At 62.8% G+C, this 14,257-nt stretch carries 12 protein-coding genes; 3 read left to right on the forward strand and 9 right to left on the reverse strand.

Features of this window, described 5'->3' with window-relative positions:
- Positions 1-3 precede the first annotated feature (3 nt).
- On the forward strand, positions 4-1,176 hold the full coding sequence (ampC, locus tag NE850_RS07950) for a class C beta-lactamase (RefSeq protein ID WP_007177100.1): 1,173 nt from the start codon (positions 4-6) through the stop codon (positions 1,174-1,176).
- A gap of 196 nt (positions 1,177-1,372) precedes the next feature.
- The gene (locus NE850_RS07955; RefSeq protein ID WP_007177099.1) at positions 1,373-1,816 is read left to right on the forward strand and encodes a hypothetical protein; all 444 of its coding nucleotides are present in this window, start codon (positions 1,373-1,375) and stop codon (positions 1,814-1,816) included.
- A gap of 4 nt (positions 1,817-1,820) precedes the next feature.
- Here NE850_RS07955 and NE850_RS07960 read toward each other — a convergent pair whose 3' ends face one another.
- The 7 genes from NE850_RS07960 to NE850_RS07990 form a co-directional block, all read right to left on the reverse strand.
- Complete coding sequence (locus NE850_RS07960) at positions 1,821-3,239, reverse strand: MFS transporter (protein WP_007177098.1); 1,419 nt, start codon at positions 3,237-3,239, stop codon at positions 1,821-1,823.
- A gap of 142 nt (positions 3,240-3,381) precedes the next feature.
- Complete coding sequence (locus tag NE850_RS07965; RefSeq protein WP_035516607.1) at positions 3,382-3,645, reverse strand: hypothetical protein; 264 nt, start codon at positions 3,643-3,645, stop codon at positions 3,382-3,384.
- 61 nt (positions 3,646-3,706) lie between these two features.
- Positions 3,707-4,363, reverse strand: coding sequence for a sarcosine oxidase subunit gamma (locus NE850_RS07970; protein WP_007177096.1), 657 nt, complete (start codon positions 4,361-4,363; stop codon positions 3,707-3,709).
- On the reverse strand, positions 4,353-7,355 hold the full coding sequence (locus NE850_RS07975) for a sarcosine oxidase subunit alpha family protein (RefSeq protein ID WP_165188308.1): 3,003 nt from the start codon (positions 7,353-7,355) through the stop codon (positions 4,353-4,355). The genes NE850_RS07970 and NE850_RS07975 overlap by 11 nt, the downstream gene beginning before the upstream one ends.
- Entirely contained in the window at positions 7,352-7,726 is a 375-nt protein-coding gene (locus tag NE850_RS07980) for a sarcosine oxidase subunit delta (protein ID WP_165188306.1), read from the reverse strand. Before NE850_RS07980 ends, NE850_RS07975 begins: the two co-directional genes overlap by 4 nt.
- A gap of 21 nt (positions 7,727-7,747) precedes the next feature.
- Entirely contained in the window at positions 7,748-8,992 is a 1,245-nt protein-coding gene (locus NE850_RS07985; RefSeq protein ID WP_165188304.1) for a sarcosine oxidase subunit beta family protein, read from the reverse strand.
- Between the two features lie 43 nt (positions 8,993-9,035).
- Positions 9,036-10,430 (reverse strand): L-serine ammonia-lyase, encoded by a 1,395-nt coding sequence (locus NE850_RS07990; protein ID WP_007177092.1) that lies wholly within the window; start codon positions 10,428-10,430, stop codon positions 9,036-9,038.
- A 283-nt stretch (positions 10,431-10,713) separates the two neighbouring features.
- Between NE850_RS07990 and NE850_RS07995 the strand changes: the two genes are divergently transcribed.
- Entirely contained in the window at positions 10,714-11,796 is a 1,083-nt protein-coding gene (locus NE850_RS07995) for a GlxA family transcriptional regulator (protein WP_007177091.1), read from the forward strand.
- A gap of 420 nt (positions 11,797-12,216) precedes the next feature.
- Here the strand turns inward: NE850_RS07995 and NE850_RS08000 are convergent, their stop codons facing one another.
- On the reverse strand, positions 12,217-13,152 hold the full coding sequence (locus NE850_RS08000) for a choline ABC transporter substrate-binding protein (RefSeq protein ID WP_165188300.1): 936 nt from the start codon (positions 13,150-13,152) through the stop codon (positions 12,217-12,219).
- Positions 13,153-13,255: 103 nt separating this feature from the next.
- Positions 13,256-14,254 (reverse strand): GlxA family transcriptional regulator, encoded by a 999-nt coding sequence (locus tag NE850_RS08005; RefSeq protein WP_165188298.1) that lies wholly within the window; start codon positions 14,252-14,254, stop codon positions 13,256-13,258.
- Between the last annotated feature and the right edge of the window lie 3 nt (positions 14,255-14,257).

The raw sequence follows: 14,257 nt of genomic DNA on the forward strand, positions 1-14,257 counted from the left end.
GCAATGAAGTTCAAAGCCCTCAGCCTTACGGCGACCGTCGTCTTTGCATTGTGCGCCACCGCTTCGATGAGCCGCGCAGCCGACGTCACGCAAGACAGCATCCAACGCACGGTCGATGCGGCGATCCGCCCGCTCATGGCGAAAGACGGTATTCACGGCATGGCGGTCGGCATCGTCGCGGGGGGCAAGGCTTATGTGTACAACTACGGCGTGGCGTCGACGGAAACCGGCAAGCCCGTGACCGGCGACACGCTTTTCGAGCTCGGCTCGATCAGCAAGACTTTCACGGCAACGCTGGCTTCGTATGCGCAAGTCAGCGGCAATCTCTCGCTGTCGGATACGACAGGCAAGTATCTGCCTGTGCTTCAGGGCAGCCAGTTCGGCAACGTGAAGCTGATCAATCTGGGCACGCACACGCCGGGCGGGCTTCCGTTACAAGTGCCCGACGAGATCCACGACAACGACGAACTCATGCAGTATTTCAAGGCATGGCGGCCCAGTTGCGCGCCGGGCACGTGCCGGACTTATGCCAATCCCGGCATCGGCACGCTCGGTCTGATCACGGCGAAAAGCATGGGCCAGGATTTCACGCCGCTGATGGAACAGCGCATGTTTCCCGCGCTGGGATTAAAGAACAGCTACATCGACGTCCCAGAAGCGCGGATGCCGGATTACGCGCAAGGCTATAAAAAGGATGGCGCGCCGATCCGAATGGCGCCCGGCGTGCTATCCGACGAAGCCTACGGCGTCAAGTCCACCGCCGCAGATATGACGCGCTTCATGCAGGCCAACATGAATCTGCTCCCGCTCGACGCGAAGTTGCAGCGCGCGATCACGCAGACGCACACCGGTTACTTCAAGGCAGGCGTGTTGACCCAGGATCTGATCTGGGAGCAATACGCGTATCCGGTAGCGTTGAAGACGTTGCTGGCGGGCAATTCGTCCACGATGGCTTTAAAGGCAACGCCCGCAGTCGAGATCAAGCCACCGCTCGCGCCTCGGCAGGATGTCTGGATCAACAAGACCGGTTCGACCAATGGGTTCGGCGCGTATGTGGCGTTCGTCCCGGAGAAGCAATTGGGCATCGTCATGCTCGCCAACAAGAACTTTCCGAATGATGATCGGGTGAGCGTGGCTTATAAGATTCTGACGGCGCTTGCCGACGCCGCGCGTTGAATAGGATGGGGCATGAGCCCGCAGTTCAGATGTGCCGTTCGCGTACAACTCATGAAGACCCTCGTTTCCCGGACGATGAATAACGTATTGATCACCCCGCTCAGATCGAGTCGCAGTCCAGCCGGACCCGCGCAGCGCGGCCGAGGACTGTAAATCGCCGCATGCGCGAGTCCGCTCCTTTCCGGCAACCCGACCAATGAGCATCCGTCGGTTGAGCGCGACCGTTGCATTCATCTTCGCGACCGGACTCGCTAACGCGCAGCAGGCTGCCTCCGCGCCAGTACCATCGGCGGCTGGATTCGCCGGCAAATGGGTGGTGACTGATGTCGTGTCGTACGCCCCCATCTCAACGGGCATTCCTGGGGCAAAACAGATCCTCGGCAAGGTTCTGGCCATCTCACCGACACGTATCGAATTCAATCACCAGGCCTGCACGCCGCATGACGGCTTCGTGGTCAGCGAGGTGGACAGCGCCATCAAGCTGAAAGAGCTTTACAACGTCTATCCACCGGATGTCGGCTTGCCCGCCCGCACCACGTTGCTCGACAGCGCGAACTGTACGGCCGTTTTCCGCATGGCCGACAACCGCGTCGCGTTCGCGTGGAACGGCGTGATGGTGCGCGCTATCCACAAGCCGTGAACCTTCAATCCCGCACCGGACTCAACACCCCACGCGCATCGGTCTCAACCGCCTCCGACACCAGCGTCTCCAGCGCCAACCCACGCGTCTCGATACCAAGAATCCACACCGCCGCCGCAGCGATCACAAAACACATCGCGCCGAGCGAGAACACACCGCCCTGACCGAACACCGGTAGCACCACGCCCACCACATAAGGTCCGATCAACGAACCCACGCGGCCAATCGCCGACGCGAAACCCGAACCCGTCGCCCGCGCGCCAGTCCCGTACAACTCCGGCGTGTAGGTGTACAACACCGCCCACATCGCAAACAGGAAGAACTGCATCGCGAGCCCGGCGCAGATCAGCAAGGTCGGCGTCTGCGCGTGCAGCGCGGTTTGTCCATACACGTAAGCCATCACCGCACTGCCCGCAAGCGACGCAATGCAAGTCGGCTTACGTCCCCAGCGTTCGACCAGCCAGGCCGCACAGATAAACCCCGGAATACCGCCGAGCGAAATCAGCACCGTGTACAGCACCGACTTCGTCACGGCGAAGCCGGCCTGCTGCATCAACGCGCCGAGCCACGACGTGAGCCCATAGAAACCGAGCAGCGCGAAGAACCACAGGGTCCACACCATGATCGTCCGACGCCGGTACGCTATGCTCCAGATCTCGCGGAACGCGCCCGTGCCCTGAGCGGCCGGCGGCTCGGCGAGCATCGCTGGCGCGCGCAACTGACTCAGCCCGGCCGCTTTCATCACTTTCACTTCAACTTCCGCGAGAATCTTGTCGGCTTCGCCGAAACGTCCGCGATGTTCGAGCCAACGTGGGGACTCCGGCACCACGCGGCGCACGATCAGCACGAACACCGCGGGAATCGCGAGCAGCGCGAACTCCGTGCGCCAGCCGAACGTCGGCAGCACGAAGTACGACACCACGCCCGAAGCAATGAAACCGAGCGGCCAGAATCCGTCCATCAGCGCAATCAGACGGCCGCGCGACGCTGCCGGCACGAACTCCGACAGCAATGTCTGCGCAATCGGAAATTCCATGCCCATGCCGAAACCGAGCAGCACGCGATAAAAGATCAACGCTTCGACGCTCTGCGCCGTCGAACACAAATACGACGCGAGCCCCCACAACACCATGCTCCACTGAAACACCGGCCGGCGTCCGAAGCGATCCGCCAGCAATCCAGCAATCGCCGCGCCGATCACCATGCCGAAGAAGCTCGCGCTGGCCACCAGACCCGCCGTCGCGGTGGATAAGCCGAATTCCGTCCTGATCGAGCCGAGCACGAAGGTCATCGTGCCGAGATCGACGGAATCGAAAAAGAACGCGATCGCGATGATGATGAAAATGGTCCGGTGGTAACCGGAGAACGGCAGTCGTTCGAGTCGGGCGGCTGCGCTCGCGCGAGGCTGATAAGCAGTAGACATGTCATCCCCTGGTTGGTGCGGCGGCTGCCGCGTGGGTACTCCGGCGAGTTTTCAGTAGACGCCGACATAAATCGGCCACATAGAAGAAATACGTCATCGGGATGGAACGGGGGCGTCGTTCCGCACACGCGCGTTTCGTGAGTTACGTTCGCAGACGTGCGCGCGCGGCGCCGGCAATGCGCGCGAGCGTATCCGCACTCAGCCGTGCGGCGATTTTTTCGACGTATTCATGGTGACGCGCCTGCAGCGGCGCACCGAGTTGTTGCGCGAGCAGATAACGGATCAGCGCGATGCGCCGGTGCCGCAGCACGATGCTCTGGTCGAGCAACGCCAGCGCGGCATGGGCATCGCCCTCGTGGCACGCGCGCTCGGTGAGACGCGCGGTGGCTAGACGTGTCGACGTCATGTCGGTCATTCAGCGCGAAAGGCGCGAGCGGTCCGGTTTGGCAACCGCCGCTCGCCGCGCCTTACGACATCAGCGGCTCGGCCGCGTCGAGCATGATCTTTACGAAGTAGTCCGCAAAGCTGCGGCGCACGACAATGTCGAAACTGTTCGCGCCGGTTGGCAGCAACGTGATCGATGCCTTGAAATAGTGGCTCTGCGCACACAGCCCTTCGCCGAACAGTTTGGGATGCAGATCGAGCGGGCAACCGCGCGACAGCACTTCGCGCGTGCGCGTGCCGCTGATTTCGAGCACCGTATAGCCGCTGCCGATATCCACCGCCGACGCGAACACACCCGCGAACGCGGCGCCGAGTTTCGCCTGCAACGGAGCGGTACGCGTCGCGTCGTGTGCGACGGCCGAGCGCGCCAGCCACTCGTCCGGGCCGAGCCACAGCACGTCGTAGCCGTTGCCGCGCGCCACCGTGTTCGCCTTCTCAGGCGGACGGCAGCCGATCACGCTCTCTACTGCGCGCACGAATGCGGCATCACGTGTATCGCCGCGCACGTTCACCAGTTCCAGAAACGGCCGCTCGCCCAGCCTGAACGCCGCGGATGCCGTCGCCTGATGTTTTTTCAGCAGCGCGTCCGCGCCCACCAGCGGCGACTCCTGCCACACGCCAGTCTGTTTGCCGACCGCGCGATCCACGACCGACGCCGTCCCTCTTGTTTCATTCCACATGTTGACGTGCTCCTTCGCTGTCGTAGAACACCGAACTGGTAACCTTCGCTGCAATCTGTTTGCCGCTCGCAAGCGGAATCGTGACCGTCTCGCCGATCTTGTCGAGACCGCCCTTCACGACCGCCATCGCGATCGAGCGCTTCAGGATCGGACTGTAGTAGCTCGACGTGACGTGGCCGAGCATCGGCGCCGTGTCGCCCTGGAACGGTCCGGCGACGATCTGCGACCCTTCGGGTATCACGAACGACGGGTCGTCCGAAAGCAAGCCGACCAGTTGCTTGCGCCCGGCCTTCGCCGTGTCCGAACGGGTCAGCGAACGCTTGCCGAGAAAGTCCTTCGACTTGGCGACGAGCCCGCCCATGCCGAGGTCGTACGGCGTCATCGAACCGTCCGTATCCTGGCCGACGATGATGTAGCCCTTCTCCGCACGCAGCACGTGCATCGTTTCGGTGCCATACGGCGTGATGTCGAATTCCGCGCCCGCGGCCATCAGCGCTTCCCATACCGCGCGTCCGACGTTGGCCGGCACGTTCACTTCATAAGCGAGTTCGCCCGAGAAGCTGATGCGCATCACGCGCGACGCGGCGCCCGCCACGGTGCCTTCGCGATAGCTCATGAACGGGAACGCCGCGTTGGCGAAGTCGATGTCCTGGCAGACCTTCTGCAGCACCTTGCGGCTGTTCGGACCGACCACGGCGAAGGTGGCCCAATGGTCCGTGACCGACGCGAGCCGCACGCGCATGTCCGGCCACTCCGTCTGCAGCCAGCGTTCGAGCCACGTGAGCACGCGTGCCGCGCCGCCGGTGGTGGTCGTCATCATGTAGTGCTGGTCGGCGAGGCGCACGGTCACGCCGTCGTCGAAGACCATGCCGTTTTCGTCGAGCATCAGGCCATAGCGGCACTTGCCGACTTCCAGCTTGCTCCACGGATTCGTATAGACCCAGTTCAGCAGCTTCGCCGAATCGGGGCCCTGAATGTCGATCTTGCCGAGCGTCGAGGCGTCGAGAATGCCAACGCTCGTGCGTACCGCGAGCGACTCGCGCGCCACTGCCGCGGGCAGATCCTCGCCGGCTTTCGGGTAGTACCACGGACGCTTCCAGTTGCCCACGTCCTCGAAGGCAGCGCCGTTTTCCACGTGCCACTCGTGCACCGCCGTCTTGCGCACCGGATCGAGAAACTCGCCCAGCTCGCGGCCGGCAAACGTGCCGAAGGTGACCGGCGTGTAGTTCGGCCGGAACGTGGTCGTGCCGGTCTCGGGAATCGTCTTGCCGAGCGCCTGCGCGAGAATCGCCATGCCGTTGATATTGCCGAGCTTGCCCTGGTCGGTGCCGAAACCCATCGCCGTATAGCGTTTGACGTGTTCGACCGATTCGAAGCCTTCACGCGCCGCAAGGAAAATATCCGCAGCGGAGACGTCGTTCTGGAAGTCGATGAACTGCTTCGGCCCACGCGTAGCCAGTTCGCGTCCGCCGACCAGCCACAGCGGCTGCATCTTCGCTTCCGTGATCTCGGCCACCTGCACCGGATTCGGGCGTGCAACGATGAAGCCCGCCGCGCGCGCCGCCTCGACGCCCGCATCCACCGCGAAGCGGATGCCCTGGCCGAGCGTGAAGTCGCCGGCACAGGCACCGATGCTCGTTTCCGCCTGCATCGCCTTGCCCGGCACGAAGCAGGCCTTCCCGTCATGCCAGTGCGCCTTGCCGCCCGATTGCGCGAACAGATGCAGCACCGGGCTCCAGCCGCCGGACATGGCGAGCAGGTCGCACGACAACTCGCCTTGCTTCGCACCGACCTGTCCGTTCGGATACGACGCCAGTTCGACCGAAGCCACGCGCAGTTTGCCGTGTGCCGCAGTGATCACCGTGCCGCTCATCACCTTGACGCCATAGCGCCTTGCGAGCGCCGGCAGCGTGCCCTTCGATTCGCCCGCGCGCGGATCGACCACCGTCACCTGGGCGCCGGCCGCTTTCAGATCGAGCGCGCACTGGTAGCCGTCGTCGTTGTTCGTGAAGACCACCGCGTTGCGGCCCGGCAGCACCGCATAGCGATGCAGATAGGTCGACACGGCCGACGCCAGCATCACGCCCGGCAGATCGTTGTTGCCGAACACGATGGGCCGTTCATGCGCGCCGGTCGCGAGAATCACCCGTTTCGCGCGGATCTTCCACATCAGTTCGCGCGTGCCCTTGCGCTGCGATACCGGCAGATGCTCGGTGAGCCGCTGCGTGACCGTCACGAGGTTGTGGTCCTGATAGCCGAACGCCGTGCTGCGGCACAGGATTTTCACGTCGGGCATTTGCCGCAGTTCGTCTTCGATCTTGTGCACCCAGTTCAGCGCGGGCTTGCCGTCGATCTCCGCGCGGCACGACAGCAGCGAGCCGCCGAGTTCCGGCTGATCGTCGACCAGCGTCACGCGCGCGCCGGACAACGCGGCTGCGTGCGCGGCCGCGAGGCCGGTCGGGCCGCCGCCCACCACCAGTACGTCGCAATGCGCAAAGCACTTGTCGTAGCGGTCCGCGTCGGTGTGTTCCGGCGCCTTGCCGAGACCGGCCGCGTCGCGGATCACTTCTTCGTACTTCGGCCAGAATTTGCGCGGCCACATGAAGGTCTTGTAATAGAAGCCCGCCGGAATGAAGCGCGCGATCTTCTGGTTGACCGCCATGCGGTCTTTCTCGATGCTCGGCTTCGCGTTCACACTGGTGGCGACGAGTCCCTGGTACAGCTCGACTTCGGTGGCGCGCGCATTCGGCACCGTGTATGCGCCGGTTTCGAGTTGCACCACGGCATTCGGCTCTTCCACACCCGCCGTGACGATGCCGCGCGGCCGGTGATACTTCCAGCTACGCGCCACGAAATGCTCGCCGTTCGCGAGCAGCGCGGAGGCCAGCGTGTCGCCCTGATAACCCTGGTACTGGCGGCCGTTGAACGTGAAGGTCAGTGGCATCGCGCGATTGATGCGCCCGCCGTTGGGGAGTCGGTCTTTCTGGCTCATGGTGCCTTGCCCTCTTGTGCCTGGTTCGGTGCCTGGTTCGGTGCCTGGTTCGGTGCCTTGTTTTGTGCCTTGTTTTGTTCGTTAGGCTCGTTGCTGTCCATCGCGAGCAGCGGTCGCTCGAACGTCTCGTAGCCCTGGATCTCGTAGCTCACGGTGTCGCGCTGCGCTTTGAACCAGCGGCGGCAGCCTTGCGTGTGCAGCCATTGCTCGCGATGCACGCCGCGCGGGTTTTTGCGCATGAACAGGTAGTCACCCCATTCCTTGTCGCTGAGTTTGTCGGTGTCGAGCGGACGGGCAATGTCCGCTTCGCCGCCGCAGGAAAATTCGGTTTCGGCGCGTGGCCCGCACCAGGGGCATTCGATCAACAGCATTGGGTTCTCCAGTGCGTGGCGTTAATGGGCGACGGCGGCGGCGCCGTGCTCGTCGATCAGGTGGCCGGTATAGAAACGGTCCAGCGAGAACGGCGCGTTCAGCGGATGCGGCTCGTCCTTCGCGATGGTGTGTGCGTAGGCCCATCCCGAACCCGGCGTTGCCTTGAAGCCGCCCGTGCCCCAGCCGCAATTGAAATACAGGCCCTTCACATCGGTCTTGCTGATGATCGGGCAGGCGTCCGGCGACACATCCACAATGCCGCCCCACTGCCGGTTCATCCGCACCCGCGAGAACACCGGGAACATTTCGACGATCGCTTCGAGCGTGCCTTCGATAATCTGGAAACTGCCGCGCTGACCAAAACCCGTGTACTGGTCCACGCCCGCGCCGATCACCAGATCGCCCTTGTCGGACTGGCTGATATACGCATGCACCGCATTCGACATCACCACCGTATTGACCACCGGCTTGATCGGCTCCGACACCAGCGCCTGCAACGGGTGGCTCTCCAGCGGCAGCCGCACGCCGGCCATGTCGGCGAGTGTCGACGTATTGCCCGCCGCCACCACCGCGACTTTCTTCGCCTTGATGAAACCCTTCGTGGTGTCCACGCCGACCACCTGGCTGCCGTTGCGGCGAATACCCGTGACCTGGCAGTTCTGCACGATATCGACACCGGCCTGATCCGCGCCGCGCGCGAAACCCCAGGCCACCGCATCGTGACGCGCCACGCCGCCGCGGCGCTGGATCGACGCGCCGAGCACCGGGTAGCGGCTGTTCAGATTGATGGTCGGCTCGATTTCCTTGATCTGCGCGGGCGTGAGGAATTCGGCGTCCACGCCGTTCAGCCGGTTCGCATTCACGCGGCGCTCGGTGTCGCGCACGTCCTGCAACGTATGCGCGAGATTCATCACGCCGCGCTGGCTGAACATGACGTTGTAGTTCAAGTCTTGCGACAACCCTTCCCACAACTGCATGGCTTTCTCGTAAAGCGCGGCCGACTCGTCCCACAGGTAATTCGAGCGCACGATGGTCGTATTGCGCGCCGTATTGCCGCCGCCGATCCAGCCCTTCTCCAGCACGGCGACATTGCGCACGCCGTGCTCTTTCGCCAGGTAATACGCGGTGGCGAGACCATGCCCGCCGCCGCCGACGATCACGACGTCGTATTCACGTTTGGGCTCGGGGCTCTTCCACTGTCGCTCCCAGTTCTCGTGATACGACATCCCGTTGCGCAACAGGCTGAATATCGAATAGCGGCTCATCGTCGGTCCTTGTGGATACTCGTGCTTAATGCTTCGTTACTGTTCAACACTCGATGACGTTCACGGCCAACCCGCCGCGCGACGTCTCCTTGTATTTCGTCTTCATGTCGGCGCCGGTTTCGCGCATCGTCTTGATCACATTGTCGAGCGATACGTAATGCTGGCCGTCGCCCTTCATCGCCATGCGCGCGGCGTTCAGCGCCTTGATCGCGCCCATTGCGTTGCGTTCGATGCACGGAATCTGCACGAGCCCGCCGACCGGGTCACAGGTCATGCCGAGGTTGTGTTCCATGCCGATTTCGGCAGCGTTTTCCACTTGCGTCGGCGTGCCGCCCATCACGGCGGCGAGCGCCGCGGCGGCCATCGAGCACGCCACGCCCACTTCGCCCTGGCAGCCCACTTCGGCGCCGGAGATCGACGCCGTTTCCTTGTAGATGATGCCGATCGCCGCGGCCGTCAGCAGGAAGTTGACGATGCCTTCGTCGTTCGACGCGTGCATGAACTTCACGTAGTAGTGCAGCACGGCGGGAATCACGCCGGCCGCGCCGTTGGTCGGCGCCGTGACGACGCGCCCGCCCGCCGCGTTTTCTTCGTTGACGGCCATTGCGTACAGGTTGACCCAGTCGAGCATGGAGAGCGGATCGCGCAACGACTCTTCCGACCGCGAGCGCAGTTGCGCGCACAGATCGGCGGCCCGGCGCTTCACGTGCATCGGGCCGGGCAATTCGCCGCGCACCTTGCAGCCGCGTTCGACGCAAGCGGACATGGCGCGCCAGATGGCCAGCAGCCCTTCGCGTACTTCCTGCTCGGGACGCGCCGCGCACTCGTTGCGCAGCGTGATCTGCGCGATCGACAGGCCCGTTTCGCGGCAGACGCGCATCAGATCGTCGCCGGTACGGAACGGATACGGCACCTGGGCGCCGGCGCGCACGCCGTTCACGCGATCGCCTTCGCGATTCACCACGAAGCCGCCGCCGATCGAGTAATACTCCTTCTCCACCAGCAGTTGACCGTTTTCGTCGAAGGCCTGAAAGCGCATGCCGTTCGGATGCACGATGGCCGAACCCGGCGCGCCCGGCATCAGCTTGCGGAAGAAGCCGAGATGCTCGCGTTCGTCGAATTTCACGGCATGCTTGCCGAGCAGAACCAGTTGTCTGGTCGCGCGGATGGTCTGCAGGCGTGGCTCGATCAGGTCCGGGTCGATAGAATCGGGCAGATTGCCTTCGAGTCCCAGCAGCACCGCCTTGTCCGTGCCGTGCCCTTTGCCGGTTGCGCCGAGCGAGCCGAACAGATCGACCTTCACGCTGCGCACGAAGCCGAGCAGATTGGCGTCTTCGATATGCGAGGCGAAGCGGCATGCAGCGATCATCGGCCCGACCGTGTGCGAGCTGGAAGGACCGATGCCGATCTTGAACAGATCGAAGACGCTGACGTTCATGGCGTGCCTTGTGCGTTGCGATGCCGTGGGTGGATTTGCCCCTATTGCACCGCACGTCAATTTGAATCGATAGAATAAAAACGGCATGACCGTGGGATAGTGGCGTCAAGCGGGCCGCCGGCAAAGCGCCGCGGCGCATTTACGAAGACTTCTGACGCATTTGCGACAGGCGCCGGGCTTGCGGCTGGCGATGCTGGCGGCACGGCGCCGCCCGGCACGCGCGCGGCGCCCGTCATTCCCGGTGCTATGCTTGATCCAACCCTTTCCCTTGCTGGCTGCGTGCATGAATTCCGCTGAACCGCTTCCCCTTCAATCGATAGACGGCACTTCGAAGCAGCGCATCCGCTTCGGCATCATCCTGTTGCCGAATTTCACGCTGACGGCGTTCTCGGGTTTCGTCGACCTGCTGCGCCTGTCCGCGGACGAAGGCGACTTCAGCAAGCCGGTGCGCTGTTCGTGGAGCGTGATAGGGGAAACCCTCGCTCCGGTGCGAGCGAGCTGCGGCATTCAGATCACGCCGTGGGAAACGTTCGACACCGCCGAACCGTTCGATTACGTGGTGGTGGTAGGCGGCCTGCTGCATTCCGGGCCCGCCGCGAATGACGCGACGCTTGCCTTCATCCGCCGCGCCGCCGCTGCCGATGCGACGCTCGTCGGCATGTGCACGGGGGTGTTCTCGCTGATGCGCGCGGGCGTGCTGGACGGCCACCGTATCTGCGTGAGCTGGTTTCACTACTGGGATTTCATCGAACGCTTTCCGTCGGTCAACGAGGAGGCGCTGGTCGCCGACAGGCTGTTCGTGATCGACCGCCGGCGTATTACGTGTTCAGGCGGACGCGCGTCGATCGATGTGGCTGCTGCGATATTGTTGCGCCATTTCGAAACCGCCACGGTGCAGAAGGCGTTGCGTATTCTGCTTGTCGACGACATGCAGAAAGGCAATGCGCCGCAGCCGCATCCACCGGGACTCGCGCCGGCCGCGCATCCGAAGGTGAAGCGCGCGATTCTGCTGATGGAACAGCACGTGGGTCGTTCTTTATCGCTCGATGAACTCGCGCGCAAGCTGGATCTTTCGCCGCGTCAGTTGGAGCGGCTTTTCAAAGCGCAGACGGGGAAGGCGCCGCAGGCTTACGCGAAGCAGGTGCGTTTGCGCACCGCCGCGTGGTTGCTTACGAGTTCGGATAAGACGGTGGCCGACATTGCGTCGAGCTGCGGGTTTTCGGATGCTTCGCATTTGGGCCGTGAATTCCGCAAGCAATTCGGTTTGCCGCCGATGATGTATCGCGAGCAGCGCGGCACCGCGGCGGAGGCGGAAGATAGCGGGGATTATGATGAGACGTTTCCGGGGCGGGCGCGGGCGATTTGAGGTTGCTTAGGGACACGACTTTGCCAGGCACTCCCCCGGTGTAAGCGCGCGGCCAACAGGCGGCCGGCCACTCCGCCCGGACTCTCTTTAATTCTGTTTCTTATCATCGTCGTCCCTATTGGTTGTACTTGGATCTAGCCCAAGCACCCTATAAGGACTGCAACAAACGAAAAATCCGACAACTCCTAAAAATACGGCATCCATTCCCCGAATCCAACGCGAGTCGACAAACATCGACAAACCCCGTAGGAACACTGAACCGCAACCGTCAGACGACAAGGAACCGCAACGCGGAAATGACTGATCCGCCAGCAACCCACGAAACCGCCGGTCAAGGCCTGAATAGACAGCGGAGAAAAAAGGGCGACGTAAAAAGCATCCCAACGAATGCCCATCCGTCGCCCCATCCTCAACCCAACCTCACTTCCCCGCTACATAAGCCTTAACAGCCGGCAACCCATCCTTCCCGTCATAAGTCTTCACCCCCGCCAGCCACTTGTCGAGCACTGCCGGATTCGCCTTCAACCATTCGCGCGCGGCCTTATTCGGGTCGGTCTTGTTCATGATAGGCAGCATCACGTGATTCTCGATATCGGTCGTGAACTGCAGGTTCGACACCAGCTTCGCAACATTCGGACAGCGCGCCGAATAGTCGCTCGGCGTGACCGTCAGCACTTTGGCTTCGCCATAATTCGGCCCGAACACGTCGTCACCGCCGGACAGATAATCGAGCTTCATCTGCACGTTCATCGGATGCGGCTCCCAGCCGAGAAACACAATCGGTTTCTTCGCGCGAATCGCGCGGTTCACCTCAACCAGCATGCCCGCCTCGCTCGACTCCACCAGCTTGAATTTGCCGAGCCCGTACTGATTGGTGTCGATCATCTTCTTGATCAACGCATTGCCGTCGTTGCCCGGCTCGATTCCATAGATCTTGCCGTCGAGCTTGTCGTAGTTTTTAGCGATGTCGGAGAACGTCTTGATGCCGGACTGATACGCGTAATCCGGCACCGCCAGCGTGTATTTCGCGCCGGTCAGATTCGGCGTGGGCAGTACCGTGAGCTGGCCGGACTTCCTGAACGGATCGATCATCGGGTCCATGGTCGGCGACCAGTAGCCGAGGAACACGTCGATCTGCTTGCTCTTCACGCCCGCGAAGGTAATCGGCACCGAAGCGATCGTCTTGGTCGGCTTGTAGCCGAGCCCTTCGAGCACGGTCGACGCGAGCCCGGTGGTCGCCGCGATATCGGTCCAGCCCACATCGGCGAAGCGGACGTCGCGGCAGGCAGCAGGTTCCGCAGCGAAGACAGACGACACAGACAGCGCGCACAACGACGCAGCCCACAAACGTTTCATGGCGTTCCCTCAGGGTGATTGATGCTTGACTGGTGTTGATGAAGCGATTTGTTTTACGCCGCCCGGTTCGGGCGGCTTTTTATGCATTGCATGACACAGCGCATTACGCGGACAAACGCCGCTCGACGCTCGGCGCATGACCGAATTGCGCACGATAAGCCTTGCTGAAATGACACGGCGAATGAAAACCGCACACCGCCGTCACGCGCGCAATTGACGCATCCGTGTTGCGCAGCAGTTCGCGCGCGCGCCGCAAACGCAGCGTCAGGTAATAATGCGTCGGCGACACGTTCAGGAACATCTTGAACATGCGCTGTAAATGACGCTGCGACAGATGCACGAGCCGCGCGAGTTCATCGAGCGACAAAGGCTCCTCGATATTCGCTTCCATCAGCCGCACTACTTCGATCAACTCCGCGCGCGAGAAACCGACCCGTGCGTCGACGGGAATGTGCTGATAGTCAGTCGAACTACGGATCCGCTCGACGATAAACTGCTCGGACACCTGCGCTGCAACCGCATGGCCCAGCCGCAGGGCGACCAGGTTGAGCATCAGATCGAGCGGCGCGGTGCCTCCCGTGCAGGTCATGCGATCGCGGTCGATCACGAATAGTTCGTCGGCAAAACGCACATGCGGGTAGGTCTTGTGCAACGGCGACATGTCTTCCCAGTGCACGGTGCAGCGATAACCGTCGAGCAATCCAGCCGCCAGCAACGCGTACGGCCCCGTGCAGATACCACCGAGCGGAATGCCTTTTGCAGCGATGTCGCGCAGCAACGCAATCACCGTGTCGTCCACGTAATCGCGCACATGCCAGCCGGCGCAGACGATCAGCACGTCCGGCGTGCCGGCTTCGGCCAGCGTCGTGGTGGGTTTCACCGTGATACCGTTGCTCGCTCGCGCCGGCTCGCCGTCCGGCGTGATCACCGACCACCTGTAGTGCTGCGCGCGGCCCACGTAGTTGGCCATGCGCAGAACCTCGACCGCGCTGGTGAACGCGATCATCGAAAAGTTCGGCAGCGTGAGGAAGCCGAAGTGCGCGAGCCCGGACAGCGGCGAATCGGCTTGGGGCTCGACCGGCGTGATCGCGTCGCGCTTCATAGG

It is taken from the genome of Paraburkholderia sp. USG1 (assembly GCF_031570135.1).
Classification (GTDB): domain Bacteria; phylum Pseudomonadota; class Gammaproteobacteria; order Burkholderiales; family Burkholderiaceae; genus Paraburkholderia; species Paraburkholderia dioscoreae.